The 25,279-nt window shown below is 65.3% G+C and carries 25 protein-coding genes; 17 read left to right on the forward strand and 8 right to left on the reverse strand.

What is annotated here, in order from left to right; genetic code table 11:
- The first annotated feature begins 4 nt into the window (after window positions 1–4).
- A complete protein-coding gene (astB, locus tag WGH93_RS03950) occupies window positions 5–1,369 on the forward strand; it encodes an N-succinylarginine dihydrolase (RefSeq protein ID WP_374763559.1) in 1,365 nt (454 codons plus the stop codon).
- A gap of 86 nt (window positions 1,370–1,455) precedes the next feature.
- On the opposite strand, the gene WGH93_RS03955 is transcribed toward astB, so the two are convergent.
- On the reverse strand, window positions 1,456–2,094 hold the full coding sequence (locus WGH93_RS03955; protein WP_374763560.1) for a PAS domain-containing protein: 639 nt from the start codon (window positions 2,092–2,094) through the stop codon (window positions 1,456–1,458).
- Window positions 2,095–2,252: 158 nt separating this feature from the next.
- Between WGH93_RS03955 and msrP the strand changes: the two genes are divergently transcribed.
- Window positions 2,253–3,203, forward strand: a complete 951-nt coding sequence (msrP, locus tag WGH93_RS03960; protein ID WP_374763561.1) for a protein-methionine-sulfoxide reductase catalytic subunit MsrP — start codon at window positions 2,253–2,255, stop codon at window positions 3,201–3,203.
- Window positions 3,203–3,865 (forward strand): protein-methionine-sulfoxide reductase heme-binding subunit MsrQ, encoded by a 663-nt coding sequence (gene msrQ / locus WGH93_RS03965; protein WP_374763562.1) that lies wholly within the window; start codon window positions 3,203–3,205, stop codon window positions 3,863–3,865. Before msrP ends, msrQ begins: the two co-directional genes overlap by 1 nt.
- Here msrQ and WGH93_RS03970 read toward each other — a convergent pair.
- Window positions 3,834–4,292, reverse strand: a complete 459-nt coding sequence (locus WGH93_RS03970) for a MaoC family dehydratase (protein WP_374763563.1) — start codon at window positions 4,290–4,292, stop codon at window positions 3,834–3,836. The two genes, msrQ and WGH93_RS03970, sit on opposite strands and share 32 nt — an antisense overlap.
- A gap of 95 nt (window positions 4,293–4,387) precedes the next feature.
- Between WGH93_RS03970 and WGH93_RS03975 the strand changes: the two genes are divergently transcribed.
- The gene (locus WGH93_RS03975; RefSeq protein WP_374763564.1) at window positions 4,388–5,389 is read left to right on the forward strand and encodes a DUF3108 domain-containing protein; all 1,002 of its coding nucleotides are present in this window, start codon (window positions 4,388–4,390) and stop codon (window positions 5,387–5,389) included.
- 251 nt (window positions 5,390–5,640) lie between these two features.
- On the opposite strand, the gene WGH93_RS03980 is transcribed toward WGH93_RS03975, so the two are convergent.
- The 4 genes from WGH93_RS03980 to WGH93_RS03995 all read right to left on the reverse strand — a co-directional run bounded on the left by WGH93_RS03980 (window position 5,641) and on the right by WGH93_RS03995 (window position 9,887).
- Window positions 5,641–6,771, reverse strand: a complete 1,131-nt coding sequence (locus WGH93_RS03980) for a site-specific DNA-methyltransferase (protein WP_374763565.1) — start codon at window positions 6,769–6,771, stop codon at window positions 5,641–5,643.
- Window positions 6,772–6,894: 123 nt separating this feature from the next.
- Complete coding sequence (rnhB, locus tag WGH93_RS03985; protein WP_374763566.1) at window positions 6,895–7,578, reverse strand: ribonuclease HII; 684 nt, start codon at window positions 7,576–7,578, stop codon at window positions 6,895–6,897.
- A 657-nt stretch (window positions 7,579–8,235) separates the two neighbouring features.
- Window positions 8,236–8,478: an HP1242/YdcH family protein gene (locus WGH93_RS03990; RefSeq protein WP_374763567.1), complete on the reverse strand. Its 243-nt coding sequence runs from the start codon at window positions 8,476–8,478 to the stop codon at window positions 8,236–8,238.
- 125 nt (window positions 8,479–8,603) lie between these two features.
- Window positions 8,604–9,887, reverse strand: a complete 1,284-nt coding sequence (locus WGH93_RS03995) for a DNA recombination protein RmuC (RefSeq protein WP_374763568.1) — start codon at window positions 9,885–9,887, stop codon at window positions 8,604–8,606.
- 181 nt (window positions 9,888–10,068) lie between these two features.
- Here WGH93_RS03995 and WGH93_RS04000 point away from each other — a divergent pair, with 181 nt between their 5' ends.
- Complete coding sequence (locus tag WGH93_RS04000) at window positions 10,069–11,004, forward strand: phytanoyl-CoA dioxygenase family protein (RefSeq protein WP_374763569.1); 936 nt, start codon at window positions 10,069–10,071, stop codon at window positions 11,002–11,004.
- On the forward strand, window positions 11,004–12,245 hold the full coding sequence (locus WGH93_RS04005; RefSeq protein WP_374763570.1) for an NAD(P)/FAD-dependent oxidoreductase: 1,242 nt from the start codon (window positions 11,004–11,006) through the stop codon (window positions 12,243–12,245). The genes WGH93_RS04000 and WGH93_RS04005 overlap by 1 nt, the downstream gene beginning before the upstream one ends.
- Before the next feature lie 93 nt (window positions 12,246–12,338).
- On the opposite strand, the gene WGH93_RS04010 is transcribed toward WGH93_RS04005, so the two are convergent.
- Window positions 12,339–13,619: a metal-dependent hydrolase family protein gene (locus WGH93_RS04010; RefSeq protein WP_374763761.1), complete on the reverse strand. Its 1,281-nt coding sequence runs from the start codon at window positions 13,617–13,619 to the stop codon at window positions 12,339–12,341.
- 192 nt (window positions 13,620–13,811) lie between these two features.
- The gene (gene mutY, locus WGH93_RS04015; protein ID WP_374763571.1) at window positions 13,812–14,855 is read right to left on the reverse strand and encodes an A/G-specific adenine glycosylase; all 1,044 of its coding nucleotides are present in this window, start codon (window positions 14,853–14,855) and stop codon (window positions 13,812–13,814) included.
- A 76-nt stretch (window positions 14,856–14,931) separates the two neighbouring features.
- Between mutY and WGH93_RS04020 the strand changes: the two genes are divergently transcribed.
- The 11 genes from WGH93_RS04020 to WGH93_RS04070 all read left to right on the forward strand — a co-directional run bounded on the left by WGH93_RS04020 (window position 14,932) and on the right by WGH93_RS04070 (window position 25,255).
- The gene (locus tag WGH93_RS04020; protein WP_374763572.1) at window positions 14,932–15,441 is read left to right on the forward strand and encodes a DUF721 domain-containing protein; all 510 of its coding nucleotides are present in this window, start codon (window positions 14,932–14,934) and stop codon (window positions 15,439–15,441) included.
- A gap of 146 nt (window positions 15,442–15,587) precedes the next feature.
- On the forward strand, window positions 15,588–16,289 hold the full coding sequence (locus WGH93_RS04025; protein WP_374763573.1) for a thioredoxin domain-containing protein: 702 nt from the start codon (window positions 15,588–15,590) through the stop codon (window positions 16,287–16,289).
- Window positions 16,290–16,462: 173 nt separating this feature from the next.
- Entirely contained in the window at window positions 16,463–19,930 is a 3,468-nt protein-coding gene (locus tag WGH93_RS04030) for a chromosome segregation SMC family protein (protein ID WP_374763574.1), read from the forward strand.
- Window positions 19,931–20,115: 185 nt separating this feature from the next.
- On the forward strand, window positions 20,116–20,466 hold the full coding sequence (locus tag WGH93_RS04035) for an AtpZ/AtpI family protein (RefSeq protein ID WP_374763575.1): 351 nt from the start codon (window positions 20,116–20,118) through the stop codon (window positions 20,464–20,466).
- 83 nt (window positions 20,467–20,549) lie between these two features.
- Complete coding sequence (locus WGH93_RS04040; protein WP_374763576.1) at window positions 20,550–21,320, forward strand: F0F1 ATP synthase subunit A; 771 nt, start codon at window positions 20,550–20,552, stop codon at window positions 21,318–21,320.
- A 57-nt stretch (window positions 21,321–21,377) separates the two neighbouring features.
- Window positions 21,378–21,602: a F0F1 ATP synthase subunit C gene (locus WGH93_RS04045; protein WP_374763577.1), complete on the forward strand. Its 225-nt coding sequence runs from the start codon at window positions 21,378–21,380 to the stop codon at window positions 21,600–21,602.
- Window positions 21,603–21,782: 180 nt separating this feature from the next.
- Window positions 21,783–22,349, forward strand: coding sequence for a F0F1 ATP synthase subunit B family protein (locus WGH93_RS04050; protein WP_374763578.1), 567 nt, complete (start codon window positions 21,783–21,785; stop codon window positions 22,347–22,349).
- A 3-nt stretch (window positions 22,350–22,352) separates the two neighbouring features.
- Window positions 22,353–22,859 (forward strand): F0F1 ATP synthase subunit B family protein, encoded by a 507-nt coding sequence (locus WGH93_RS04055; protein WP_374763579.1) that lies wholly within the window; start codon window positions 22,353–22,355, stop codon window positions 22,857–22,859.
- A gap of 197 nt (window positions 22,860–23,056) precedes the next feature.
- Complete coding sequence (locus tag WGH93_RS04060; RefSeq protein ID WP_374763580.1) at window positions 23,057–24,028, forward strand: cation diffusion facilitator family transporter; 972 nt, start codon at window positions 23,057–23,059, stop codon at window positions 24,026–24,028.
- Window positions 24,025–24,399 (forward strand): ArsC/Spx/MgsR family protein, encoded by a 375-nt coding sequence (locus tag WGH93_RS04065; RefSeq protein WP_374763581.1) that lies wholly within the window; start codon window positions 24,025–24,027, stop codon window positions 24,397–24,399. The genes WGH93_RS04060 and WGH93_RS04065 overlap by 4 nt, the downstream gene beginning before the upstream one ends.
- Before the next feature lie 31 nt (window positions 24,400–24,430).
- A complete protein-coding gene (locus WGH93_RS04070) occupies window positions 24,431–25,255 on the forward strand; it encodes a PhzF family protein (protein ID WP_374763582.1) in 825 nt (274 codons plus the stop codon).
- Window positions 25,256–25,279: the final 24 nt, after the last annotated feature.

Below are 25,279 nucleotides of genomic sequence, written 5' to 3' on the forward strand. Positions count from 1 at the left end.
CGGCATGGATGATCGCCAGACGGGCGCGGCACGGGATTGGGCCGAGGTGAATTTTGACGGGCTGGTCGGCCCCACCCACAACTATGCGGGCCTGTCCTATGGCAATGTGGCATCCGCCAGCAATCGGGGCGCGGCATCCAACCCGCGGGAAGGGGCGCTTCAGGGGCTGGCCAAGATGCGGGCGCTGATCGATATGGGCCTGATACAGGGCGTTCTGCCACCCCATGACCGGCCCCATCTGAAGGCCCTGCGCGCCCTGGGCTTTACCGGCAGCGACCGGGACATGATGGTCGCCGCCTGGAAGGCCGAGCCCGCATTGATGAGCAATCTGATGTCCGCCAGCGCCATGTGGACGGCCAATGCCGCCACCATCTCCCCCGCCCCGGATACGGTGGACGGGCGCACCCATTTCACCGCCGCCAATCTGACCGCCATGTATCACCGGTCCATCGAGGCGGAGACCACCGCCCGCATCCTGCGCCGCCTGTTCCCGGAAGGTGACCGTTTCGCCCATCACGACCCGCTGCCGGGCGGTGCGTATCTGGGCGACGAGGGCGCGGCGAATCACAACCGTTTCGCCGCCGATTATGGCGCGCCGGGCGTGGCCCTGTTCGTATATGGTCGGCGTGCGTTCGATCAGGGTGCGGCGCTGCGCTTTCCTGGCCGCCAGACACGGGAAGCAAGCCATGCCATTGCCCGGCAGCACGGCGTGGCGCCGGAACGGGCGGTGTTCCTGCAACAGAACCCGGAAGCGATCAATGCGGGCGCCTTCCATAATGATGTGGTGGCGGTGAGCAACCGTGATGTGTTCTTTTATCACCAGCACGCCTTCGCCGACCCCGCCGCCATGCGCCGCACGCTTCAGGCAGCCGCGGGGGATGCCATGACGCTGCGCTTCGTGGAGGTGCCCGCCGATCAGGTCAGCCTGAAGGATGCGGTGGAAAGCTATCTTTTCAACAGCCAACTGGTGAGCCCGCCGGATGCGGACGGCATGACCCTGATCCTGCCGGGCGAGGTGATGGAAAACCCCCGCACCCGCGCTTATGTGGATGGCCTTGTGGCGGGCGACGGGCCGATCACCGCCTGCCGTGTGATGGATGTGCGCCAGAGTATGCGCAATGGTGGCGGCCCCGCCTGCCTGCGCCTGCGCGTGGTGCTTGGCGCGGCGGATCGCGCGGCCATGGGCGGCGCGGCGCTGATGGATGATGCGCGGATCACCGCGCTGGAAGGCTGGGTCAAACGCCATTACCGGGACCGGCTGGCACCGGAAGACCTGTGCGATCCCGCCCTGATGGAGGAAAGCTTCACCGCCCTGGATGAGCTGACCGGCCTGCTGGGCCTTGGCAGCGTCTATGACTTTCAGCGCTGATCCGATGCCCGTTTCGGGCGCCGGTCAGCCGTTGGCGGGGCCATAACGGGCCGGGGTTTCAACAGGGGGGCTTCAACAGGGGGGCTTCAACAGGTCGCGTATCTTTCGGCGATCCCCTCTTGCGGCGGCAGACCGGTATCCCATGTGAGCTGGTCCACATCCCGCACGGTATCCGCCGATGCATGGTCCGGGCCGGGAATGCCGTGGCCCAGATCCACGAACATGTTGCCGAGAATGTCATTGCTGCCGGATTCCGGGTTGCCGGGCAGATTTCGGAAATGCCTGAGACTGAGCATGGCGCCGCTGCCCACCAGGTAATTCACCCGGCCACACGCATCCGTGAGCGGCAGATAGACAGCGCGAAAGACAAAGGGTTCATCCACATTGGTGCTGACCATGCGCCATTTGATGCCGCCACAGGGATAATCGCACAGGGCATTGTAAAAGCCCTTTTCCGCATCCAGCGACTGCGGCGGCACATGGGAGAGCAGGTCCATGCCCGTCATGTCCTGTGACAGGAAGAGCGTCAGCCGGGTACCCGCCAGGCGGAGCTTGATGCGGTCGGGCGTGTGGCGTTGCAGGATGAACACATCCGGCAGGCCAAGCCGCACCTGCCCCGGCGAAAAGGCGCGCTTGCGGGGTGCGGGTTCAGCGGGCTGGCGTACCAGCCGCGACCAGTGCTGGACCACCAGGCGGGCGGATTCATCCCGCCCCATTGCATCCATTATTGTACTCATGACGCCTCGAAACAAAAACCGATCAGCGGGGCCACCCCTTGCGGGCCGGGCTTGCCAATTCCGTGATCGACCCCACACTTGACTCCAGCGGTTCGGGTGACATCACCTGAACACCCCCGCAGGATACCAGCGAAAAGGTAAAAATCATGTTGATCCGGGTCCGTCAGAATTACCAATCACACGAAAGTGATGTCACGCCGGAAAAGCTGGTGATGTCGCGGCGGTCCTTCATGGTCGGGGCGGGCGTGGGCGCATTGGCGGCGGCCACGGCCGGGCCTGCCGCGGCGCGGGATGGCCGCACGCTGGAGTCTCTGGATCATGCCGCCACACGCTGGGGCGGCAAGCTGGAAAAGACGCCGGAACCAGCGGTGACCGGCTATAACAACTATTATGAATTCGGCACCGACAAGCAGGACCCCGCGGAAAACGCATGGCGGCTGACGGTGGACCCCTGGTCCGTGAAGGTGAATGGCCTGATCGACAAGCCCGGCACCTATGGCGTGGAGGATCTGGTGGACTTCTCCGCGCTGGAGGAGCGGATTTATCGCCTGCGCTGTGTGGAAGCCTGGTCCATGGTGATTCCCTGGATCGGTGTGCCGTTGAAAAGCGTGCTGGACCGGCTGGCGCCCCGATCGGGCGCCCGCTTCGTGCGCTTCGAGACCGCCTATCGCAGGGATGAAATGCCCGGCACCCGCTGGCCCGTGCTGGACTGGCCCTATGTGGAGGGCCTGCGCATGGACGAGGCGATGAACCCGCTGACCCTGATGGCGGTGGGGCTGTATGGCAAGGAACTGCCCAACCAGAACGGGGCGCCCATGCGCCTGGTGGTGCCGTGGAAATATGGCTTCAAGTCCATCAAGTCCATCGTGCGCATCACCTTTACGGACAGCCAGCCCACATCAAGCTGGATGGACTCGGCGCCCGATGAATACGGGTTTTATGCCAATGTGAACCCCGAAGTGGATCACCCCCGCTGGTCGCAGGCGCGGGAGCGGCGCATCGGTGAGTTCGGCCGCCGCGAAACGCTGATGTTCAACGGCTATGGCGAGCAGGTGGCCCATCTTTACAAAGGCATGGACCTGAGCAGGCATTACTGATGGCCCGCCGCCTTGTGCTGTCCCGAAAAGCGGTGCGTTTCGGCCTGAAGCCGCTGTTATGGCTGGGGCTTTCGGCGCCATTTGTCTGGCTGGTGGTGCAGTGGGGTCTGGCCTTTTCCGGGGGTGCGCATGATCTTGGCTTCAACCCGCAGGAAACATCCAACCGCTTCACCGGCGACTGGGCCTTGCGCTTCCTGCTGCTGTCCCTGCTGGTGTCGCCGCTTGCCCGGCTTGCGCGGCAATCCGGGCTGATGATGGTGCGCCGCCTGATCGGGCTTTTCGCCTTTTTCTATGTGCTGGTGCACATCACATCCTATGTGTGGCTGGACATGCTGTTTAACTGGCCTGAACTGTGGAAGGACATTCTGAAGCGGCTCTATATCACGGTGGGCATCACCGCCGCGTTGCTGCTGGTGCCGCTGGCGGTGACCAGCACCACGGGCTGGGTGCGCCGCCTGGGCGGTCGGCGGTGGCAGCGCCTTCACCGGCTGATCTATCTGATCGCGCCGCTCGCCGTGCTGCATTTCATCATGATGCGCAAGGGGTTTCAGCTTGAACCGCTGATCTATGCCGCCATCACCGCGCTGCTGCTGGGCTGGCGCCTGGCGCGCGGCCCGGCCCGGCGCTGGCTCAGCCGGCGGCAGCCCGTTTCAGCACCATGACATTAGCGATCATGGTCATCACCACTTCGCCATTCTGGTTGCGCACCTCATAGGCGCTTTTAAGCAGGCCCAGATTGGGGCGGCTTTCACTGTCCCGCTTTTCGGTGATGGTGGTGGTCACGCTGAGCGTATCGCCTGCGAAAACCGGCTTTTTCCAGCGAATCTGATCCACACCGGGAGATCCCATGCTGGCCAGCCCCTGTTCCATCAGCCGGTCCACCAGCAGGCGCATCACCATGGCGCATGTGTGCCAGCCACTGGCGCACAGCCCGCCGAACACGCTTTTTTTGGCGATTTCCTCATCCAGATGGAAGGGTTGCGGATCGTATTTGCTGGCGAAGTCGATGATTTCATCCCGCGTGACGTGGCATGAACCGAAGCTGTCGCTGTCGCCTTCATTGATGTCTTCGAAAAAAACCTTGAACATGGGTCTCGCTCCCCCTTTGCTGCCCTTGGGGCTGTATGCTTGGGCCAAAAGGGGGGCGCGTCAATCCCGTAACGGGAATGACAAGGGAGAGTGGCATGAACCGGCACCGTTTCAGGGCTGGCCTCCGCAAGGCTCATCCGGCCCGGCATCTGACCCTTGGCCTGTTTGTTGCGGCGGCCATGCTGGTGGCCCCATTGGGCGCGGTATGGCCGCAGGATGGCGGTAGGGGCAGCGCGGATGCGGGCGCCGACGCCACGGTTATAACCGGGCCGCGCCGGGTGGCGGCGGTCTGGAAAGCCTATTGGAACGGCCTTTTGGTGTTTGAACTGGATGCCACCCTGAATCTGGGCGATGCCCGCTATGATCTGGCCTTCACCACCCGCACGCGCGGCGTGTTGAGCTGGTTTTATGACAACAGCACGGAAGTGGAAGCGCGCGGGCAATTGCTGAACGGCGCCGCGCGCCCGGCGCTGTATCGCCTGACGGGGGAGGACGGCGACGACCCCTATGAAATCGCCCTCTCCTTTGGCCCGGATGGCGCGCTGGTCAGCGAGCATCTGGCTCTGCCCGAAGACTGGCTGGAAGATTGGCCCCGCAAGCCCGTGCCCGAAGACATGAAGGCCGCGCCCGACCCCGTGGCGGCGGCACTGCCCGCTTTTCTGGGTGATTTGCCGCGTCAGGGGCTGGAGCCCATGCAGGCGTTCAACGGGCGCACCGTGGCGAAAAGCCGTCTGAGCTGCGAGGACAGCCCGGTGCAACTGGCCGAAAGCCGCCGCACCGACTTTCACGGCGAGGCGTTGGCCTGCGATCTGGACGGGGAGGTGGTGGCCGGACTGCCGGTCTGGGATGAAGGCAAGTGGCCCGAAGTGCGCAAGGAGCGGAAGAAGCGCGCCGAAAAGCGGGAAAAGCGCAAGGCCAGGGGCAAGCCGCCCAAGGAAGAGGAGCAACGCCTGATCTTGTATCTGCAACAGGTGCCGCAGGCAGGGCTGGTGCTACCCGTGCGCATGGAGATTTTCGGCTGGGGCAAGGCCACCGTATATCTGACCGACCTTGACGTGACCCCGCTGGGGGAGCGCGCCGTTAAATCGGCGCGGTAATTGTTCGCGCTCACGCAAGCGTGCTTTGCACGCGCTCCGCGAGGGCGCCGCACTTGCGGCGGGCCACGGTCGTGGCCTCCGCTCATCCCGCGCAGTGGCGGGATGGCGGTAGGGGCTTTGTTTCGCTCACGCCTTGGCCGCTTGCGCGGCCCGGCTCCGCGAGGGCGCCGCACTTGCGGCGGGCCACGGTCGTGGCCTCCGCTCATCCCGCGCAGTGGCGGGATGGCGGTAGGGGCAAGGTCCGGGGGCGCTTATTGCATTTCGGCGCGGACTTTCTGGCGATAAACGTCGATGGGCAGCAGTTCGCCGCGTTTTTCAACGTGCCAGAAGGTCCAGCCATTGCAGGCGGGGGCGTTTTGTACCTTGGCGCCCACCTGATGGATGGAGCCGCGCACGCTTTCCGTGATGAGCGAGCCGTCTGAGCGCACCCGCGCGGCGAAGCGGCGGTTGGAATCATAAAGCGTTTCGCCGGGCCGGATCAGGCCGCGTTCCACCAGCGAGCCAAAGGGCACGCGGGGTTGGGCGCGGGCGCCTTCCTCGAAGCCGAGGGCTTCATCGTCCAGCCGTTCCACTTTTTCGATCCGCTCCCCGGCCAGCGCGATATAGTCCGCTTCCCGGTCGATGCCGATAAAGTGGCGGCCCAGTTTCTTGGCCACGGCGCCGGTGGTGCCGGTGCCGAAGAAGGGGTCCAGCACCACATCACCAGGCCGGGTGGAGGCCATCAGTACGCGATAGAGCAGGGCTTCGGGCTTCTGCGTGGCGTGGGCTTTCTTGTCCCCCACTTTCAGCCGTTCCTTGCCGCTGCAAATGGGGATAACCCAATCAGAGCGCATCTGCGTGTCATCATTCATCGCCTTCATGGCGGTATAGTTGAAGGTATAGCCGCCCTTGTCCGCGGACTTGGCCGCCCATAACAGGGTTTCATGGGCATTGGTGAAACGCGTGCCCCGGAAATTGGGCATGGGGTTGGATTTGCGCCATACAATGTCGTTCAGCATCCAGAAATCCAGGTTCTGGAGCGCGTTCCCTACCCGATAGATATTGTGATAGCTGCCAATGACCCAGATGGTGCCTGTATCCTTCAGCACGCGGCGCGCGGCGGTCAGCCATTTGAAGGTGAACACGTCATAGGCATCAAAGCTGGCGAACTTGTCCCATTCGTCGTCCACGCCCGCCACCCGGCTGTTGTCGGGCCGGTGAAGCTGATCCTTGAGCTGCATATTGTAAGGCGGATCGGCGAAGATCACATCCACCGATTTTTCCGGCAATGCGTTCATCTGCTCGATGCTGTCGCCTTCCAGAATGCTGTCCAGCGGCAGTGTGTTGCGCTTGGCCGATCTGGACCGCGTGGCTTTTTTCGGACCTTCCTTGGACTGTGCCATGGGGGTGCCCTCCGTTGTGTTGGGCCGCCGGAGCGACCATCATTTTTCCGGGGGCGCGCCCCCTGACCTGCCGCTGACTATGAGTCGGGAGTGATTCGGCGTCAAGGGATTCTATGTGTTGAATCAGTCAAGTGGCAGATTTTCTTCATCCAGAATCTGTCGAATCGGTGCAAAGGAGCGGCGGTGATGAGGGCTCACCCCCACAAGGCGTAGTGCGTTCAGATGGGCGGGCACACCATATCCAGCGTTGCGCTCCCAGCCATAGTGGGGCCAGCGGGTGGCCAGATCGCGCATCAGATCATCCCGAAAAATTTTTGCCAGAATGCTGGCGGCGGCGATGGAAACGGCGCGGCCATCGCCCTTGATGACCAAATCGGTGGGGCAGGGCAGGGCCGGGTCCGCATTGCCATCCACCAGGGCGCCGTGGGGGGTGGGGTCCAGTGCCGCCACGGCACGCCGCATGGCCAGCAGGCTGGCAGCGCGGATGTTCAACTGGTCGATTTCCGCCACGCTGGCTTCGGCGACGGCGGTGGCCAGTGCGTTTTCGCGGATGTGAACCGCCAGGTCGCGGCGGCGGCGGTCGGTGAGTTTCTTGCTGTCCATCAGGCCGTCGGGGATGTGCGCGGGGTCCAGTATGACCGCCGCGGCCACGACCGGCCCGGCCAGCGGGCCACGGCCCACTTCGTCCACTCCGGCGATGTGTATGGCGCCGCTGTGGGAAAGGCGGCCCATCATGGCCCGTTCCAGGGAAAAATCCGGGCCGGAGGGGGCGTTCAGGCCATGGTCGAAAAGGGTGGGCTTTTTCATGGGGCGATCCGGGGTGCTGGCGCGCCGCCCTTCACAGCCGGGTTTCGCCGGGCGGGGCGGTCGCGCGGGTCTGATCGTGTGGGTTCCGCCCGCGCAGCTTGCCAAAGCATGGCGCGAATAGCCACAGGTGGCGCCCTAAAGCGCGAGGATCGGGAAAATGTGCCATCTGGCAGAAGAGAGAGGAGACCGGGCCGCCCCGCGGCGCGGGGTTCAGGGGGCATAATACGCCGGGGGCGACGCCGGTTCCATGGCTTGGAAACAGGGTCCAAAGCCACGCCCGCTTGATCCGGGCACCGGCAGGCACATTGGGGTAATGCCACCGAGCCCTTGCGGGCGATGAAGCCGGGCCAGGCGGGCCTTGGGGCTTGGGTCAGGGGGGATAGGCCGCGACCCGGCCCGGCTTCGGACCCGATGCGGTTCTAAAAATGCTGTCAACCACTCAGGGAGGAGATGGCAGCCCGCACCGGATCGTTCCGTTATTTGCTACGGCGCCTGACGAACAATCGGATCACAGTGCCAGGCCCCGATATCTGGAATATGGATGTGTTCCCCTCCTGTTTCAAGGGTCTCACACCGCTTTCACCGCATGGTGATCCGCGTGGAAACCGCCGTGAACCCCGCCTTCGGGGCAGCCGCGACAGTTGCCCGCACCCGGCTTCAGCCGTGGTCGCGCAGCCGGGCGTATATCTCGTCCTTCAGGGCCATGCGCCGTTTGCGCAGGGTTTCCTCCCGCATCTGGTCCGCCGCCTCATCGCCGGACTCGATCCGGTGAATTTCCCGGTTGAGGGCGTGATAATCCTCCGCCTGCCGCCGGAAATGGGCGTCCGTCATTTTCAGCTTGTGCAGTGTGTCCGTGAATTCGGGAAAATCGGCGGCCAGTTCGTGGGGGGTGTGGGTCATCGGGTCCGGTCCTTCCTGAGGGGTGGGGTCATAAGGTCTGTATTCGTGACCACCCTATCGCCGCCGCCGGTCATGCACATTGACCAGGATCAAAACCGCCAATGGAAAAGGGCGGTGAGACCGGTTTACGAGGTTTCCCCACTGCCCCCGCCGTCATCATTGCCGTCCAGCGTCAGGCCCAGAAGGTCGGCGCTGTTTTCCGGCACCCGTTCCACCGATTTCAGCGCCCGGATCATCTGGCGCCGACGGGTGCTGAGATGGTCCACATGCTTGCTGGTGGCGTCCAGGCTTTTGGCCATTTTCTGGATCTGGTCGCCGAACTTGTCGAACTCGCCCTTGACGGCGCCCAGAACATTCCATACATCGCTCGCCCGCTCCGACAGGGTGACCTGCCTGAAGCCCATGCGGAAGGTGGACAGGATCACCTGAAAATTGGTCGGCCCCGCCACGGTCACGCGCAGGTCCCGTTGCAGGCTTTCAAACAGGCCGGGGCGGCGCAGTACTTCCGCATACAGCCCTTCGGTGGGCAGGAACAGGATCGCCCAGTCCGTGGTGGTGGGCGGGTTGATGTATTTGTCGGCAATGTCCTTGGCGAAGCGGCGAATGCTGCGCTCCAGGGCGGCGCCGGCCTTTTCCGTGGCCTCCTTGTCGGCGATTTCCACGGCGGCCAGCAGGCGTTCATAATCTTCCGTGGGGAATTTGGAATCCACGGGCAGATAGATGTCCCGATCCGTGCCGGGAACGCGGATGCCGTATTCCACCCGTTCCCGGCTGGCTTTGCCGGGGTCCAGATTGGTCACATACTGGTCGGCGGTCAGAAAGTCGTCGATCAGCAGTTCAAGCTGCACTTCGCCGAAACTGCCACGGGATTTCACATTGGTCAGCACCCGTTTCAGGTCGCCCACGCCCGTGGCCAGCGATTGCATCTCCCCAAGGCCCTTGTGCACCTGTTCCAGCCGTTCCGAGACCGACTTGAAGCTTTCGGAAATGCGTTTCTCCAGCGTGCTTTGCAGCCGCTCGTCCACGGTTTTGCGCATTTCATCCAGCTTCTGGCTGTTTTCCGTACGCAGTTCCTTCATCTTTTCGTCCAGCTTGTCGCGGAAGCGGGTCTGGGCCTCGGTGTTTTCCGCGCCCAGCCTGCGCACCCGTTCGCCAAGCTGGTTGAGCGCCTGATCCATGACCTGCCGGTTTTCCCGCAATTCGGCCCGTATGGCCTTTTCCCGCTCCCCGGACTGATGGCTGATTTCACTGAGCCGACTGTCCAGCCGGGCCATGGCAAGCTGGGTTTCGTTTTCCTGCGCGTGGGCCGCCATCCGCCGGGCCAGTCGGTGCACCAGAATGCCGGTGATCACCACGGCGGCGAGAACAAGCGCCAAAAGGACGAGCGTAACGAGAGAGAGAGCGGACATGGGCCTGAACCTTCTGATTGAGTACAGATCACAGGCTTAGCCTTGCGGGCGCGCAGCGTAAAGGTTTCACGCGGCTGGCGATGTGCGGCGGGCGGCGCGGGGACGGCACCCTTGCCCCGTGGTGGCCGAAGGGCGTATCCTCGGCCCGCAACCATCACCCACAGCAAAAAAGGTCGTGACCATGGCTGAATCCGCCCAACCACCCCGCTTCGATGCCAGCCGCTTCGAGGGGCTGACGCCGGACATGCGCGCCGCCTATGAGCGGGACGGCGTGCTTGTGCTGGATCACATGATCGATCCGGCCGCCTGCGATTCGCTGCGCGATCACATGGCCCATTTGCTCGGCGGGTTCGACTGGCAGGCCCATCGGTCGATCTTTTCCACGCTGGACCAGAAATATTCCCAGGACCGCTATTTTCTCGACAGCGGCCAGGACATCCGCTTCTTCTTCGAGGAGGAGGCGCTGGACGCGGACGGCAATCTGACCGTGGAACCGGACCTGGCGGTGAACAAGGTGGGCCACGCCATGCATGATGTGGACCCGGCTTTTCACGCCTTTTCCCGGCAGCCCATGCTGAAACGGCTGGCGGACGGCCTGCCGCTGGCCGATCCGCTTCTGCTGCAATCCATGTATATCTTCAAGCAGCCCCGCATTGGCGGCGAGGTGGTCTGCCACCAGGATGCCACCTTTTTGTGGACCGAACCCATGAGCGTGGTGGGCCTGTGGTTCGCGCTGGAAGATGCCACGGTGGACAATGGCTGCCTGTGGGGCATTCCCGGCGGCCACAAGGTGGACGGCCCCAAATCCCGCCTGCGCCGCAAGGGTTCGGGCACGGTGATGGAGACCTATGACCACAGCCCGTTCGACGAAGCGGGCCGCGTGCCGTTGGAGGCGCCCAAGGGCACGGTGCTGATGTTTGACGGCCTGTTTCCGCACATGTCCGGGCCGAACCGGTCGGATCGCTCCCGCCATGCCTATACCCTGCATCTGATTGACGGTGCCTGCGCCTATCCTGCGGATAACTGGTTGCAGCGGCCAGCGGACATGCCGTTGCGCGGCTTCGACGCCGACGGGCTTCAGACCCCGCCTGAAATGGATGTGCCGGAGAGCGCCTGATGGTGGCTGTTGTCTGTGTGGGCGGGGGCCATGCGGCGGCCCAGGTGGCGGCGACCCTGCGCAGCCGCAAGGCGGCGGACAGCCTGACCCTGATCAGTGACGAGACCGTGGTGCCTTATCAGCGCCCGCCGCTGTCCAAGGGCTATCTGGCCGGTGATCTGGATGCGGAGCGCCTGCCCATTCTGCGGCAAAGCGCTTATGACAGCGGCGGTGTGCGCGTTATGCTGGGCCAGCCCGCCACCGGCATCGACCGGTCGCACAAGCGCGTGCTGCTGCACAGCGGCGAAAGCGTGGCCTATGATGCGCTGATCCTTGCCACCGGCGGGCGGGCACGGCGGCTCACCTGTCCCGGCGCGGACTTCAGCGGCGTGCATTATATCCGCACCAAGGGCGATATTGACGGCCTGAAGACCCCCTTTGCCGAAGCGCGCCATGTGGTGCTGGTGGGGGGCGGCTATATCGGGCTGGAAGCGGCTGCGGTGGCGGCCAGGGCGGGCAAGCACGTCACCGTGCTGGAGGCGGAGGATCGCGTGCTCAAGCGCGCCGTGGCGCCAGCGGTCTCGGCCTTTTACGAGCGTCTGCACGCGGACCACGGCGTCACCATCCGCACCGGCACCATGGTGGCGGAGATCACTGGCGACGGGTCGGCAACCGGCGTGACCACCGCGGCGGGCGATCATGTGCCCGCTGATCTGGTGCTGGTGGGAATCGGCATGGAACCGAACAGCGATCTGGCGGCGAGTGCGGGGCTGACCGTAACGCCGCAGGGCATACAGGTGGATGACAGGTGCCGCACCAGCGACCCCGCCATTTTCGCCTGCGGTGACGTGACCTGGCATCACAGCGCCTTTTATGACCGCTGGATGCGCCTTGAAAGCGTGCAGAACGCGGTGGATCAGGCCAGGGTGGCGGCCCTCGGCGCCCTTGGGGAAGACGCCCGGTATGATGCGCTGCCCTGGTTCTGGTCCGACCAGTTCGGGCTGAAGCTGCAAATTGCCGGTCTGGGGGAGGGGGCCGACCAACTGGTGGTTCGCGGCGACCCGGACAGCCGATCCGTGGCGTTCTTCTATCTGAAGGAAGGCCGCCTGATCGCGGCGGACTGCGTGGCCCGCGCGGCGGAATTCATGATGGCCAAGCGCCTGATCAGCGCCGGAATACCGGTGGATGCCGAGGCCCTGACCGACGACGACCGCCCCTTCAAGGACATCGCCACCGAAATGCTGAAAGGCGCTGCTGCCTGAAAATCGTTTTTGCCGGTGTCATGGAAACAAAGGCCCCGCTGCCCTTGTGGCGGGCAGCGGGGCCGCGTTTAACGCAGGCATTCGGTGCGGGCGTTATTTTCTCAGGTGGACCACGCCGCCCTGCATGACGAAGGCGGGGGACTTGAGCGTTGCTATGTCCTCAAGCGGGCTTGTGTCATAGGCCACGATGTCCGCCAGCTTGCCCGCTTCCAGCGTGCCCAGGTCCGCTTCCCGGTCGATCAGGCGCGCGGCGGTGACGGTGGCCGACTTCAGGATCGCCATTTCGCCCATGCCGCCTTTCTTCATCAGCACCGCTTCTTCCGCATTGGTGCCATGCCGCGAAACGCCGCTGTCCGTGCCATAGGCAATGGTGACACCGGCTTTCACGGCCTCCCGGAAGTGATCCATCATGTCGCCGCCCACGCGGATCGCCTTGTCCCGAATGGGGGGCGACATGAAATCGCCGGTCTTGGCCATTTGCACCACCGTATGCCCGGCAAGCAGGGTGGGAACCAGCATGGCATCCCCCTGTTTCATCAGGCGGTGGGTTTCCGCATTGGCGTAGGAACCGTGCTCCACGCTGTCCACACCGGCCCGGAGCGCGGCATTGATGCCCCCGGCGGCGTGGGCGTGGGCGGCCACCTTCTTGCCCAGGCTGTGGGCGGTATCCATGATGGCTTCAAGCTCCGCATCGGTCATTTGCTGGCCGGTGCCGGTGGTGGTGTCCGACAGCACGCCGCCCGTGGCGGTGATCTTGATCAGGTCGGCGCCATATTTGATCGCGCGGCGCACCGCCTTGCGGCATTCGTCCGGGCTGTCGCACAGGCGGCTCTTGTCGCTGAGCTTGTCCAGAAGATGGTGGTTCATGCCGTCAATATCGCCGTGCCCGCCGGTGGCGGCGATCATGGTGGCGGCCACGATGCGCGGGCCGGGCACCCAGCCTTTGTCCACCGCCTTGCGCAGCGCATGGATGGATGCCGGATCATTGCCCACGTCGCGCACGGTGGTGAACCCCGCCATCAGGGTGCGCCGGGCGAACAGGGCGGATTCCATCGCCACGTCCTCCGGCGACATGTGAACGATGCGCTTGTCCCGATCCGGCCCCAGTTCCCCCTGAAGGTGAACGTGCATGTCCATCAGGCCGGGCATGACAAAGCGATCAGACAGGTCGATCAGGCGGGCGTCGGCGGATACCTTTTCCGGCGCGACAAAGCCGTCCCGCACCGCCTTGACGCGCTCGCCCTCCAGGATCAGGGTCTGCTCGGATTCGGCCTTTTTACCCGGCACGGCCAGCAACGTGCCCGCATGGATGACGGTGATGGCCGGGCTGTCGCCTTCTTCGGCGGTGGCGGCCCGTGCCCCTTGCGCGGACATGCCGGGGACGCCCGGCATGGCCAGAACCAGAAGCGCCAGTGTCGCCATCAGGCCCGCGATGCGCATGGTGAATGTGATCATGATGTCTCCCCCCATTGATATGCTGGCCGCGACGATCCGCACGGCCCGCCACAGCTTTGGCGTTTCCGGCGCGCCTGTCAAATGGTGGTGTTTCAAACGATGGTGTGGCGGTCAGTCCGTCGCCAGTCGCGCCATTTTCTTGAACACGGTGGGCAGGCCCGCTTTCTTCAGATCGCTGAGCGGGTGCCAGAAGCTGTCCGCCGGGGGCGCGGTGTCGCCCGCCTCGCCCATGAGGATGCGGGTTTCCAGATGAAAATGGGTAAAGCTGTGGCGGGCCTTTTCGCGCAGGGCCGTCCACTGGGCCGCTACCGGGGCATGGGGCGCCCACTCGGTGGCGGCGGGGAAGTCATCCCGTTCCGTCCAGGGGGTGCCGTAAAGGCCCGGCATACCGCCCAGTAAACCCGCGTCCGGGCGGCGCTGCAACAGCACATGGCCGCCCCGCACCGGCCAGAAAACCACGCCCCGGCGCAGCGGTTTGGTTTTCTTCGGTGTCTTGACCGGGAACCGCTCCACATCCGGGGTGCCCGCGCTCAGGCACCGTCCCTGCCAGGGGCACAGCAGGCAATTGGGCCGCCGCGGCGTGCAGACCATGGCGCCAAGGTCCATCATGGCCTGGGCGAAATCGCCGGGCCGGTCGGCGGGTGTGATGGCCGCCACATGGTCGCGGATTTCCGGCTTGGCCGCGGGCAGGGGCGTTTCCACCCGGTGAAGCCGGGCGATCACCCGTTCGATATTGCCATCCACCACCGCGGCGGGCCGCCCGAAGGCGATGGCGGCGATGGCGGCGGCGGTATAGTCGCCAATGCCGGGCAGGGCTCTCAGGCCGTCTTCCGTGTCCGGGAAGCGCCCGCCATGGTCCGCCATCACGGCGCGGGCGCAGGCGTGCAGGTTGCGGGCACGGGCATAATAGCCAAGCCCCGCCCATTCGGCGAGCACGCTGTCCCGATCCGCCGCCGCCAGGTCCGTCACATCGGGCCACAGCGACAGGAAGCGCGTGAAATAGCGGCCCACCGTCTGCACGGTGGTCTGTTGCAGCATGATTTCCGACAGCCACACATGATAGGGGTCCGGTCGCGCACCGGGCGGGGCCCGCCAGGGCAGGGTGCGGCCATTGCGGTCATACCAGGTCAGAAGCTGTTTGCCGGGCTGATCCATGCTGTGAGATACTGCCTTGCATAAAGAAAGCGTGATAGCGCGGGGGTGCCTGCCGCGCCCCCTTTCAGGAGCGGACATGGACCAGAAACACGGGAAAGACAAGGGGCGCAGGCGGCGGGCCACAAGCCTGTCGGAAGCGGGCCGCCCGTTGCTGAGCGCGGCCCTGCGCCGCCACGGCTTCGTGCAGACGGAAATCGTCACCCGCTGGCGGGACATTGTGGGCGCGGACATGGCCACGGCCACATTGCCGCTCAGGCTTGTTTTTCCGCGCGGCCAGCGCACCGGCGCGCTGTTGCATATCCGCACCGAGGCCGCCTTTGCCCCCATTCTGCAACACCGTGAAGAGGCCATCGTGGCGGCGGTGAACCGCTATTTCGGCTATGGCGCGGTGCGGGGAATCAGCATTCGTCACGGCCCGCTGCCGCGCCGCGCCGGCGCTCAAAAGGTGGAAGACCCGCCGCTCAGCGCCGAGGCGGACACCCGGCTTCAGGCCCTGCTGGGCGGCGCGGACAGCGTGAAGGACAATCCCGTGCGTCAGGCCCTGCGGCGGTTGGGCGAAGCGGTATATCGTCGGGAAAAGGCGTAAAAAGGGTTGGCCCGAAGGGGGTGAGTGGGGCACTCTCTGGCGGATTTCGTTTCAGGGGTGCCGGATGCGGCCAGCCCGGCACCCGGCACCATGGCCGGGTCGGCCCGAAAGGTCAGTTGATTGGCCAGAAAAATATGAGGATGATCATGCTTCGATTGCTCGCCATTGCCACTTTTTCGCTGATGCTCGCCGCCTGTGGCAACGGGTCCGATTCGGACGGAAACGGCAAGGCCGGGGACGATGCGGGCAGTGATGCCGCCATGGTGGCGGACAGTGCCGCCGCCCAGGGCAACAGCACGGACGGCGCCAATGACAGCGCCAATGACAGCGGCGAAGGCTATCGCGGCGATCTGGTCTGGGGGCCGGAAGACGCGCCGGTAACGGTGATCGAATATGCCTCGCTCACCTGCCCGCACTGCGCCCGCTTTTCCACCGGCACCTTCCCGAAGATCAAGGAAACCTTCGTGGATCAGGGGCAGGTGAAGTTCATCTTCCGCCATTTCGTCATGAATCAACTGGATCTGGCCGCCTCCACCGTAATGCGCTGCGAGGGCCAGCCGGTGGCGAAAAAGCTGCTCAAGGTATTTTTCCAGCGCCAGCAGGACTGGGCGCGCGCGGAAAGCCCCGTGGATGCGCTGGCGGGCTATGCCCGGCGCGTGGGGATCAGTCGCACCCAGTTCGATCGCTGCCTGTCCAATACGGGGATGCACCGCTTTCTGGTGAAAATGTCCCGCGATGGTCAGCAGGAATACAACATCACCGGCACGCCGACCCTGGTGGTCAATGGTGAAAAGGTGGAGGATTTCCGCTGGGAGAATCTGGAAAGCGTGATCCGCGACGCTCTTTGAGGCGCGCTGTCGGCAAAGCGAAAGCCGCCAGCACACCGGCAGGCACCGGCAAAGTGGGGGGCAGGTCAATGGTCGTCGCACAGGGGGGCGATGAACAGGCGGGCTACAGGCAGGCGGTTGGTGGATACGGGGATGCCCTTTCATTCCCGCCAGCCGTGATCGGGGCCTGACCCATGCATTTTAAGCGTCTGCGGCTGACCGGCTTCAAATCCTTCGTTGACCCGACGGAGCTGCTGATCGAGCCCGGCCTTACCGGTGTGGTGGGGCCGAATGGCTGCGGCAAATCCAATCTGCTGGAAGCCATACGCTGGGTGATGGGCGAAAGCCGGGTCAAGTCGCTGCGTGGCGCGGGCATGAGCGACGTGATCTTCGCCGGTACCAGCCGCCGCCCGCCCCGCCATATGGCCGAAGTGAGCCTGTATCTGGACAATGCGGATTTTGATGCCCCGGAGGGTTGGAACGCGCAGGACGAGATCGAGGTCACCCGCCGGATAGAGCGGGAGGCCGGGTCCGCCTATCGGGTCAATGGCCGCGATGTGCGCCAGAAAGACGTGCAGCTTCTGTTCGCCGATGCCGCCACCGGTGCCCATTCCCCGGCGCTGGTCAGCCAGGGGCGTATCGGCAATCTGATCAATGCCAAACCCCGCGATCGCCGCGCCATTCTGGAAGAGGCGGCGGGTATTGGCGGGCTTTATACCCGTCGGCGGGAGGCGGAAAACCGTCTGCGCGGGGCGGAATCCAATCTGGCTCGCGTTCAGGATGTGCTGACCCAGCTTGAAAACCAGATCGCCGCCCTGAAACGGCAGGCCCGCCAGGCGGAGCGGTATCGGGAGTTGAGCGGCAGGCTGCGCCAGGCGGATGCGGCGGTAAGCTTTCTGGACTGGGCCGCCTGTGCGCGGGAAACCGATGCCGCCAATGCCCGGCTGAGCGCGGCCATTACCGCGCTGGGCACTGCCGCCGCCCAAACCGCCGCCCAGGAGACCAGGCGCCAGGAAGCGGCGGATGCCCTGCCGGCCCTGCGGGATTGGGACGGCGAGGCCGCCGCCGCGGCGCAGCGGCTGGAACTGGCGCTGGAGCAAATGGAGGGGGAGGCCCGCCAGCAGGCGGAATCCGCCGCCGCGCTCCGGGCCACGCTTGAAGATATCGCCCGCGACCGGGCGCGGGAAGAACAAAGCCGCACGGAAGCCGAGGCCGCGCGTGCCCGGCTGGCATCGGAGCGGGAGACGCTGGAGGCCCGCGCCGCCGACCATGCCCACGCCTTTGAAGCGGCGCGGGCGCGGGTGGCGGAATTGAAGGCCGAGGCCGAAAAGCTGGAAGCCCGTTTCAATGAACGGGCGCAGGCGGCAGCGGACACCCGCGCCCGCCGATCCGCCCTGCTGCGGGATCGGGACAGCCTGACCCGACGGCTTGAGGCCGAACAGGCAAAACGAGACCGGATCGCCCGCGACCATGCGGCCCTCAAGGCGGAAATGGCGGAAGATCAGGGCGAGGCGGCGGCTCGCGCGGCGCTGGCGGAACAGGAGACGGCGGTGCAGGCGGCCACCGCGCGAGAGGAGGCGAGTGAGGCCGCCCGGCAGGCCGCTTTGGCGGATTTTAACGCGGCATCCGCCGCCGCGCGGGAGGCGTCTTCCCGCCTGGCCGCCATCACCGGGGAAATCGAAGGGCTGGAAGCCATGCTGGCGGAACCGGACGCCACGGATCGCCCGGTCGCCCGCGATCTGGTGGCCGAACCGGGCTATGAGCGCGCGGTGGATGCCGCGCTCCATGCCGCGGCGGATGCGGGGCGGGATGAAGCGGCCGGCGCTTTCTGGCGTGCCCTGCCGCCGGGGCCGGTTCCACCCGCGCCCGATGGCACCACGCCGCTTGCCGATCATGTGCGGGGGCCGAAAGAACTGGCGCGTTTGCTGGCTCATGCGGTGGTGTTGAACGATCATCTGGACATGGACAGCCACGGCGCCGCCTTGCAGGAAGCGCTGGCGCCGGGGCAATGCCTGGTGGACCGCGCCGGTGGCCTGCGCCGCTTCGATGGCTATGTGCGCCGGGCCGGTGCGCCGGGCGCCGCCGCCCGTCGGCTGGAGCAGGAAAACCGCCTTTCGGCGCTGGCAGAGGCGCGGTCAGTCCATCAGCGTGAAACCGAAACTGCAAAAGCCGCGCTGGCAACCGCCCGCGACGCCCATGACAAGGCCGCCGAGGCGGCGCGGGCCGCCACGAAGGCCCGCAAGGCGGCGGAGGCGGATCGCGCGGCGGCGGCGCGCGCCCTGTCGGAAAAGGAAGAGGCGGCGCGGCGCCGGGCCGGGCGGCTTCAATTGTTGCAGGAACAGCATGACGCCGCCGCTGACGCCGCCATGCAGGCGAAGGAGGCACTGGATTCGGTTCTGGCCAGCCTGTCGGACCTGCCGGACATGGCGGCGGCGGATGCGGCGCTGGAAACGGATCGGGAAGCGGTGTCCGCCGCCCGCGCCCGCTTGCAGGAGGCGATATCCGCGCGGGACGGGCTTGACCGTGAGGCGGCGGATCGGGCCGACCGGCTGAAAGCGATCGACCGGGAGATGGCGGACTGGCGCCGCCGGGGCGAAAGCGCGGGGGAGCAGATCGCGGCGTTGGACAGTCGCCGAAAGCAGGCGGAAGAGCGGCTGGCGGGGCTGAATACCGACCCCGAGGCCACGGCGCGCAAGCGAAAGGATCTGACCGAGCGGCTGGAGGCGGCGCGCAAGACCCGCGCGGAGGCGCGGGACCGCTTGCAGGCGGGGGAGGCGGCGCTCAAGGCGGTGGAGCGGGAGCTGGCCACCGCGCGGGAGCATGAGGCCACCGCGCGGGAGGATCGGGCGCGGGCGGAGACCGCCGCCGAGGTCGCGGCGGAACGGCGCCAGACCCTGTCCCGCGCCATTCATGAAAAGTTCGACTGCCCGCCCAGCCGGGTGCTGGAAGCGGTGGGCCTGCCCGGCAGCGATTCCCTGCCCGATGCGGCGGTGTTGCGCCAGCAGCGGGACGATCTCAGCCGCGAGCGGGACCGGCTCGGCGCGGTCAATCTGCGGGCCGGGGAGGAGTTGGCGGAGCTTGAAGCCAACCGCGACCATCTGGCGGGGGAGCGGGCCGATCTGGAAAGCGCCATTAACCGGTTGCGCGGTGCCATTGGCAGCCTGAACAGGGAGGGGCGGGAGCGCCTGCTGGCCGCCTTCGAGGTGGTCAACCGGCATTTCGGGGAGCTTTTCCGCGAACTGTTCGGCGGCGGCGAGGCGCATCTGGAACTGACCGAATCCGACGATCCGCTGGAAGCCGGGCTTGAAATCTTCGCCCAGCCGCCGGGCAAGAAGCTTCAGGTGCTGTCGCTGCTGTCGGGCGGGGAACAGGCCCTGACCGCGCTGTCCCTGATCTTTGCCGTTTTCATCACCAATCCGGCGCCGATCTGTGTGCTGGACGAGGTGGATGCGCCGCTGGACGATGCCAATGTGGAACGCTTCTGTAATCTGCTGGATGAAATGGTCCGGCGCACCAATACCCGCTTTCTTATCGTTACCCATAATGCGGTGACCATGGCACGGGTGAACAGGCTTTTCGGCGTGACCATGGCGGAACGGGGTGTCTCCACCCTCGTGTCGGTGGATCTGGAGCGTGCCGAAGCCCTTGTGGAAGATATATAAGTTACTGTTTTTAAAAGATAAAAAACGGTCAAACTTTCTCCCTTTCCGGCTTGACAGCCTGTGGGGCCTTGACTATGTTGCACGCGCCTTGCGAGGCGGTCTGGCACGGGGCCAAGGGGCTGGGATGGCATTGACGGCGGCGGGCGCGACCCCGCCCTTTTCCAGCCGAATTGGGAGCCTGGGCATTGGCTGAAGATCGGGAGCGGCAGAAGCGGCACTCTTCCCCTGGTGGGGGTAATGAAGATGCACGCTTCGACGCCCTGGAAGCCCGGCTGAAGGCGGCCCGTGATGGCCGCCCGGATGCGGGCGACGGGGAAGATCGCTCCCCCATGGGGATGGCTTTCCGCATGGGGCTGGATCTGGTGGCCGGTGTGGGTGTCGGGGCCTTTCTGGGCGTGATGGCGGATCGCTGGTTCGCCACGGGTGCGGTGGGCATTATCGTGTTGACCGTGTTGGGATTTGCCGGTGGGCTCAGAAATGTCATTCGGCAGGCCAACGCCATGCAGGATCGCCAGAACCGCACGGGCGACGATTAGGGATTGACCGTCAGGCCATTTGGCGCTGGCGACAAAACGGGCCGGGGCGTCGCCTCGGTCCCTGAATAATGAGAGAGCGGAACGTGGCACAGCAAGACGGCGCAAAGGAACACGGCCCCCTGGAGCAGTTCGAGATCCACGCCATCGCCCCGCAGGAAATCGCCGGGGTTGATGTCTCGTTCACCAATAGCGCGCTCTGGATGGTGATTGTGGTGACGGGCATGAGCCTGTTCATGCTTGGCGGTATGCGCCGCAATGCGCTGGTGCCGGGCCGCTGGCAGACCATGGTGGAGATGGCCTACGAGTTCATCGCCGGCATGGTGCGCGACAATGTGGGCAGGGACGGCAAGCGCTACTTCCCGTTCATCTTCACCCTGTTCATGTTCATTCTGGGCGCCAATATGGCGGGCATGATCCCCTACAGCTTCACCGTAACCAGCCATATCGCCGTCACCTTCGCGCTGGCCATGGTGGTGTTTGTGGGTGTGACGCTGATCGGGCTGCTCAAGCACGGCGCGGGCTTTCTCAAGCTGTTCGCGCCTTCGGGCGTGCCCATGGCCCTGATGCCGCTGATCGTGCCCATCGAACTGATGAGCTATCTGACCCGCCCGATCAGTCTGTCCGTGCGTCTGTTCGCCAATATGCTGGCGGGGCACATCATGATGAAGGTGTTCGCCGGTTTCGTCATCAGCCTTGGCGCCATGGGCGCCGCCGGGGCGCTGGGCGCGGTGCTGCCCTTTGCCTTCAACCTGTTTCTGACCGGCCTGGAAATCCTCGTGGCATTCCTTCAGGCCTATGTCTTCGCCATTCTTTCCTGTCTCTATCTGCACGACGCGCTGCACCCGGCGCACTAGGGGGCGGGAAGGCTTCTTCACCTAAAGACACCCAATCCAACGGAAAAGGAACACATCATGGAACTCGAAGCCGCTAAAATGATTGGTGCCGGTATTGCGACGCTCGCACTGGCCGGTGTGGGCATCGGCCTGGGGAACATCTTCGGCAGCTTTCTGAGCGGGGCGCTTCGCAACCCGTCTGCCGCGCCCAAGGTATTCGGCAACCTGCTGCTGGGCTTCGCCCTGACGGAAGCCGTAGCCCTGTTCGCGCTGGTTATCGCTTTCCTGATCCTGTTCGGTTAAGCACCGCGCATGATGCCGGGTGACCGGGCGGTGCACGCCCGGCCTTTCCCGGCCTGACAGGGACCGGTGCTCATATGGGAGCCGGTGGCCTTCGCGCCATCGGCATACCGGTTGCACATTGCCCATGAGGGCGACCTTTGGTTCGGATACGACCCGGATCGGCTCGATCGAGGACGACACATGGCCCAGGACCAGACCAATACGCAAGTCGAGGTGGACGCCAAGGGCGGCCTGCCGCAGCTCAATGTGTTCGAGGACGGTACCTATACCAGCCAGCTTTTCTGGCTGGCGATCACCTTCATTCTTTTCTATGTGGTCGTCTCCAGAATGGTGTTGCCCCGTATCAGCCGCGTGCTGGACGATCGCGGGGAGCGGGTGGCTGCGGATCTGGATGCCGCCGAGCGTCTCAAGCGGGAAGCCGAGCAGGTACAGAGCGGGCTGAAGGCCAGCCTGGATGATGCCCGCAGCCAGTCTCAGGCCATTCTGGCGGAAGCGAAACAGGATGCCGCGAGCAGCCTTGCCGCCACACAAGCCGATCTGGAAAGCCGCCTGAAGGCCAAGACCGAGGCGGCGGAAAAGCGCATCGAGGAGGCCAAGACGGCCGCCCTTGAGGAAATGGACGATGTGGCCCGCGACGTGGCGGCGGACATCGTGACCAAGCTGGGCGCGGGCGCGCCGGACAGCGCGGCGCTGGACAAGGCCGTCAAGGCGGCCAGCGCCCGTCAGCAATCCAACAGGGAGGCCTGAGCCATGGCGGTGAGCGGCGAACCGGTTTATCTGGACCCCACCTTTTGGGTGGCGGGGTCTTTTGTGGTCTTTGTGGGCGTGCTGGCCTATGCCGGTGTGCATCGCAAGGTGGCGGCCATGCTGGATGCGCGATCGGCGGAGATTGGCCGCCAGATCGACGAGGCGCGGCGCCTGCGGGAAGACAGCGAAAAACTGCTGGCGGACTATCAGCGCCAGCAGCGCGAGGCCGAAAAGGATGCCGAGGCCATGCTGGCCCAGGCGCGGGACGATGCCGAAGCGGTGCGGGCCGAGGCCCGGCAGGCCGCTGATGCCATGGTGGCCCGGCGCACGGCCATGGCCGAGCAGAAGATCGAACAGGCCGAGGCGCGCGCCGTGAAGGCCGTGCGGGCAAGTGCCGTGACCGTGGCGGTGGAAGCGGCCCGCAGCGTGCTGGCGGAACAGATGAAGGGCGATGCCGGGGCCCGCGATGTGGAAGCGGCCATCGGGCAGACAGAAAAGGCCCTGCACTAAGGGGGCTGATCCGCGCGGCATTCTTGCGCCCGTGTTTGTGTGCTTGCGACTGTATGCTTGCGCCGGGGCCCGTATCCCGATGATGCTTATGTGCCCCCTGCCGGTTCGCCGGTCGGGGGTTTTTCGTGATCGGGCGGTGATGGATTGAAAGTCTACCCGGTGTGGGCGCGGCTGAAAGGCGACGGAGACATAGCAGCATGATGAACCGTCAGGAGCAGGATCGGCTGATGCGGCTCGCCACATTTGCCAGCACCGGCACGGCCCTTTCATTGATCATTCTGAAAGCGTTGGTGTGGTGGCAATCGGGGTCGGTGGCCATGCTGGGGTCACTGGCGGATTCCAGTCTGGATTTGGCCGCCAGTCTCGTCACCCTGTTTGCCGTGCGCGCGGCGCTTATTCCGGCGGATGCGGACCACCGCTTTGGCCATGGCAAGGCGGAAGGGCTGGCAGGGCTGTTTCAGGCGGCGGTGATGTCCGGCCTAGCGGTGATGCTGTTGCTGGAATCCCTGAATCAGGCGCTGGACCCGGTGCCGGTGCGGGCTTCCGGCCTGGTGATGGCGGTGAGCGGCGCGGCGATCGTGTTTTCGCTGGCGCTGGTCACCTTTCAGGCCCATGTGGTGCGGCGCACGGGCTCCATCGCCATTGCGGGGGACCATCTGCACTATCGCGGCGACCTGCTGATGAATGCGGGCGTGATTGCCGCCGCCTGGCTGTCGGCGGAAGGCGTGATGATGGCGGACGGCGTGATCGGCAGCGTGATCGCGCTTTATATCCTGAACGGCGCGCGGCAGGTGGGAATGCCCGCCATCGACATGCTGATGGACCGGGAATTCGATGATGACGAGCGGGAGCGCATCTTCAACATCGTCATGGCGAACCCCGCGGTGCGGGGCCTTCACGATTTGAGAACCCGCCATGCCGGTCGGGACAGTTTCATTCAGATGCATGTGGATGTGGACGGAACCATGACCGTGGCCGAGGGGCACATGATCGCGGGCGAGGTGGAAGCCACCCTGTCGGAAGCCTTTCCCACCGCCCATGTGCTGATCCATCTGGACCCGGCAGACGCGGCGAGCGACGCCCGCACCGCCAACGACCTGTTGAACGACACGCCGGACAGCCCCTTGCAGCCGGGCGGGGCCGGACCATCGGGAGGGAACGAGCCATGACCGGCCTGTGTGTGTATGGTATTACCAATTGCGACAAGGTGCGCGCGACCCTGAAGCGGCTTGGTCAGGCGACCATACCGGCCCGGCTGCACGATGTGCGCAAAGATGGCCTGAGCCGGGACACCGCCGCTCGCATTCTGGCCGCCATCGGGGCCGGGCGCGCCATCAACCGGCGCAGCACCAGTTGGCGGGCGCTGGACGAGGCGACGCGGGCATGGGCCGACGATCCGGCGCGGGCGGCGGACCTGCTGGTTGCCCATCCGCTTCTTCTGGCCCGCCCGGTGCTGGAGCGGGCGGACGGCGCGCTCTGGCAGGGATTTTCCGCGCCTCAGGTCGATACAATGCTGGCATGGGCCGCCGAGGGCCGCTAATGTTTGCCGCTGAGGGGGAGTAAGCACAGCCATGCAGGAAATTCAGATTTACCAGGTGGATGCGTTTGCGGGTCGTGCCTTTGGCGGCAACCCCGCCGCCGTCTGCCCGCTGGAAACCTTTCTGGACGACAGCGTGATGCAGGCCATCGCGCGGGAAAACAACCTGTCCGAGACGGCCTTTATCACGCCGTCCCGCACGCCCGGCGCGGATTATGACCTGCGCTGGTTCACGCCGACTCTGGAAGTGGCGATCTGCGGCCATGCCACCCTGGCGGCGGCGCATGTGGTGCTGACCCATCTGAAACCGGACGCGGACGCCGTGACCTTTGAAACCAGGTCCGGCGCTCTGCCGGTGTGCCGCAGGGATGGGCGGCTGGAAATGAATTTCCCGGTCAACCGCGCGGCGCCGGTGAACATGCCGCCGGAGTTGCCCGCTGTTCTGGGCGCCGAGCCCGTGGAATGCTATCTGACCGATCGGGAATATCTGCTGGTGTTCGAGGATGCGGAGACCATCCGTTCCATGGCGCCATCCATCACCGGCTTGCAGGCCATGGCCCCCTATGGCTTCATCGTTACCGCGCCGGGGGCGGGGGTGACCGCGCCGGACCTGCCGGGGAAAACGGTGGATTTCGTCAGCCGCTGCTTTTATCCCAATCACGGTGTGCCGGAAGACCCGGTGACCGGCTCCGCCCACTGTGTCAGTGCGCCTTATTGGGCGGATCGGCTCGGCAAGGACAGCCTGTTCGCCCTTCAGGTGAGCCAGCGCGGCGGCGAGTTGTGGCTTGAGATGAAGGGGGATCGGGTGCTGATCGGCGGCGTCAATGTGGAAGTGATGCGCGGCAGCCTGTTCATCTGACTGGGCGGATATCCGGGCGGCCCG

The sequence above is a fragment of the Yunchengibacter salinarum genome (assembly GCF_037658235.1).
Taxonomy (GTDB): domain Bacteria; phylum Pseudomonadota; class Alphaproteobacteria; order Sphingomonadales; family Kordiimonadaceae; genus Yunchengibacter; species Yunchengibacter salinarum.

Coding starts and splice junctions, on each gene's coding strand:
- WGH93_RS03995 (WP_374763568.1), bottom strand. CDS start 9,887: ATGTCCGCTCTCTCTCTCGTTACGCTCGTCCTTTTGGCGCTTGTTCTC.
- WGH93_RS04050 (WP_374763578.1), top strand. CDS start 21,783: ATGGCCCAGGACCAGACCAATACGCAAGTCGAGGTGGACGCCAAGGGC.
- WGH93_RS03975 (WP_374763564.1), top strand. CDS start 4,388: ATGAACCGGCACCGTTTCAGGGCTGGCCTCCGCAAGGCTCATCCGGCC.
- msrQ (WP_374763562.1), top strand. CDS start 3,203: ATGGCCCGCCGCCTTGTGCTGTCCCGAAAAGCGGTGCGTTTCGGCCTG.
- WGH93_RS03980 (WP_374763565.1), bottom strand. CDS start 6,771: ATGGCACAGTCCAAGGAAGGTCCGAAAAAAGCCACGCGGTCCAGATCG.
- WGH93_RS03970 (WP_374763563.1), bottom strand. CDS start 4,292: ATGTTCAAGGTTTTTTTCGAAGACATCAATGAAGGCGACAGCGACAGC.
- WGH93_RS04060 (WP_374763580.1), top strand. CDS start 23,057: ATGATGAACCGTCAGGAGCAGGATCGGCTGATGCGGCTCGCCACATTT.
- WGH93_RS04070 (WP_374763582.1), top strand. CDS start 24,431: ATGCAGGAAATTCAGATTTACCAGGTGGATGCGTTTGCGGGTCGTGCC.
- rnhB (WP_374763566.1), bottom strand. CDS start 7,578: ATGAAAAAGCCCACCCTTTTCGACCATGGCCTGAACGCCCCCTCCGGC.
- WGH93_RS04025 (WP_374763573.1), top strand. CDS start 15,588: ATGCTTCGATTGCTCGCCATTGCCACTTTTTCGCTGATGCTCGCCGCC.
- WGH93_RS04045 (WP_374763577.1), top strand. CDS start 21,378: ATGGAACTCGAAGCCGCTAAAATGATTGGTGCCGGTATTGCGACGCTC.
- WGH93_RS04020 (WP_374763572.1), top strand. CDS start 14,932: ATGGACCAGAAACACGGGAAAGACAAGGGGCGCAGGCGGCGGGCCACA.
- WGH93_RS04010 (WP_374763761.1), bottom strand. CDS start 13,619: ATGTCCGCGCAAGGGGCACGGGCCGCCACCGCCGAAGAAGGCGACAGC.
- WGH93_RS04005 (WP_374763570.1), top strand. CDS start 11,004: ATGGTGGCTGTTGTCTGTGTGGGCGGGGGCCATGCGGCGGCCCAGGTG.
- msrP (WP_374763561.1), top strand. CDS start 2,253: ATGTTGATCCGGGTCCGTCAGAATTACCAATCACACGAAAGTGATGTC.
- WGH93_RS03990 (WP_374763567.1), bottom strand. CDS start 8,478: ATGACCCACACCCCCCACGAACTGGCCGCCGATTTTCCCGAATTCACG.
- WGH93_RS04055 (WP_374763579.1), top strand. CDS start 22,353: ATGGCGGTGAGCGGCGAACCGGTTTATCTGGACCCCACCTTTTGGGTG.
- astB (WP_374763559.1), top strand. CDS start 5: ATGGATGATCGCCAGACGGGCGCGGCACGGGATTGGGCCGAGGTGAAT.
- WGH93_RS03955 (WP_374763560.1), bottom strand. CDS start 2,094: ATGGATGCAATGGGGCGGGATGAATCCGCCCGCCTGGTGGTCCAGCAC.
- mutY (WP_374763571.1), bottom strand. CDS start 14,855: ATGGATCAGCCCGGCAAACAGCTTCTGACCTGGTATGACCGCAATGGC.
- WGH93_RS04030 (WP_374763574.1), top strand. CDS start 16,463: ATGCATTTTAAGCGTCTGCGGCTGACCGGCTTCAAATCCTTCGTTGAC.
- WGH93_RS04065 (WP_374763581.1), top strand. CDS start 24,025: ATGACCGGCCTGTGTGTGTATGGTATTACCAATTGCGACAAGGTGCGC.
- WGH93_RS04000 (WP_374763569.1), top strand. CDS start 10,069: ATGGCTGAATCCGCCCAACCACCCCGCTTCGATGCCAGCCGCTTCGAG.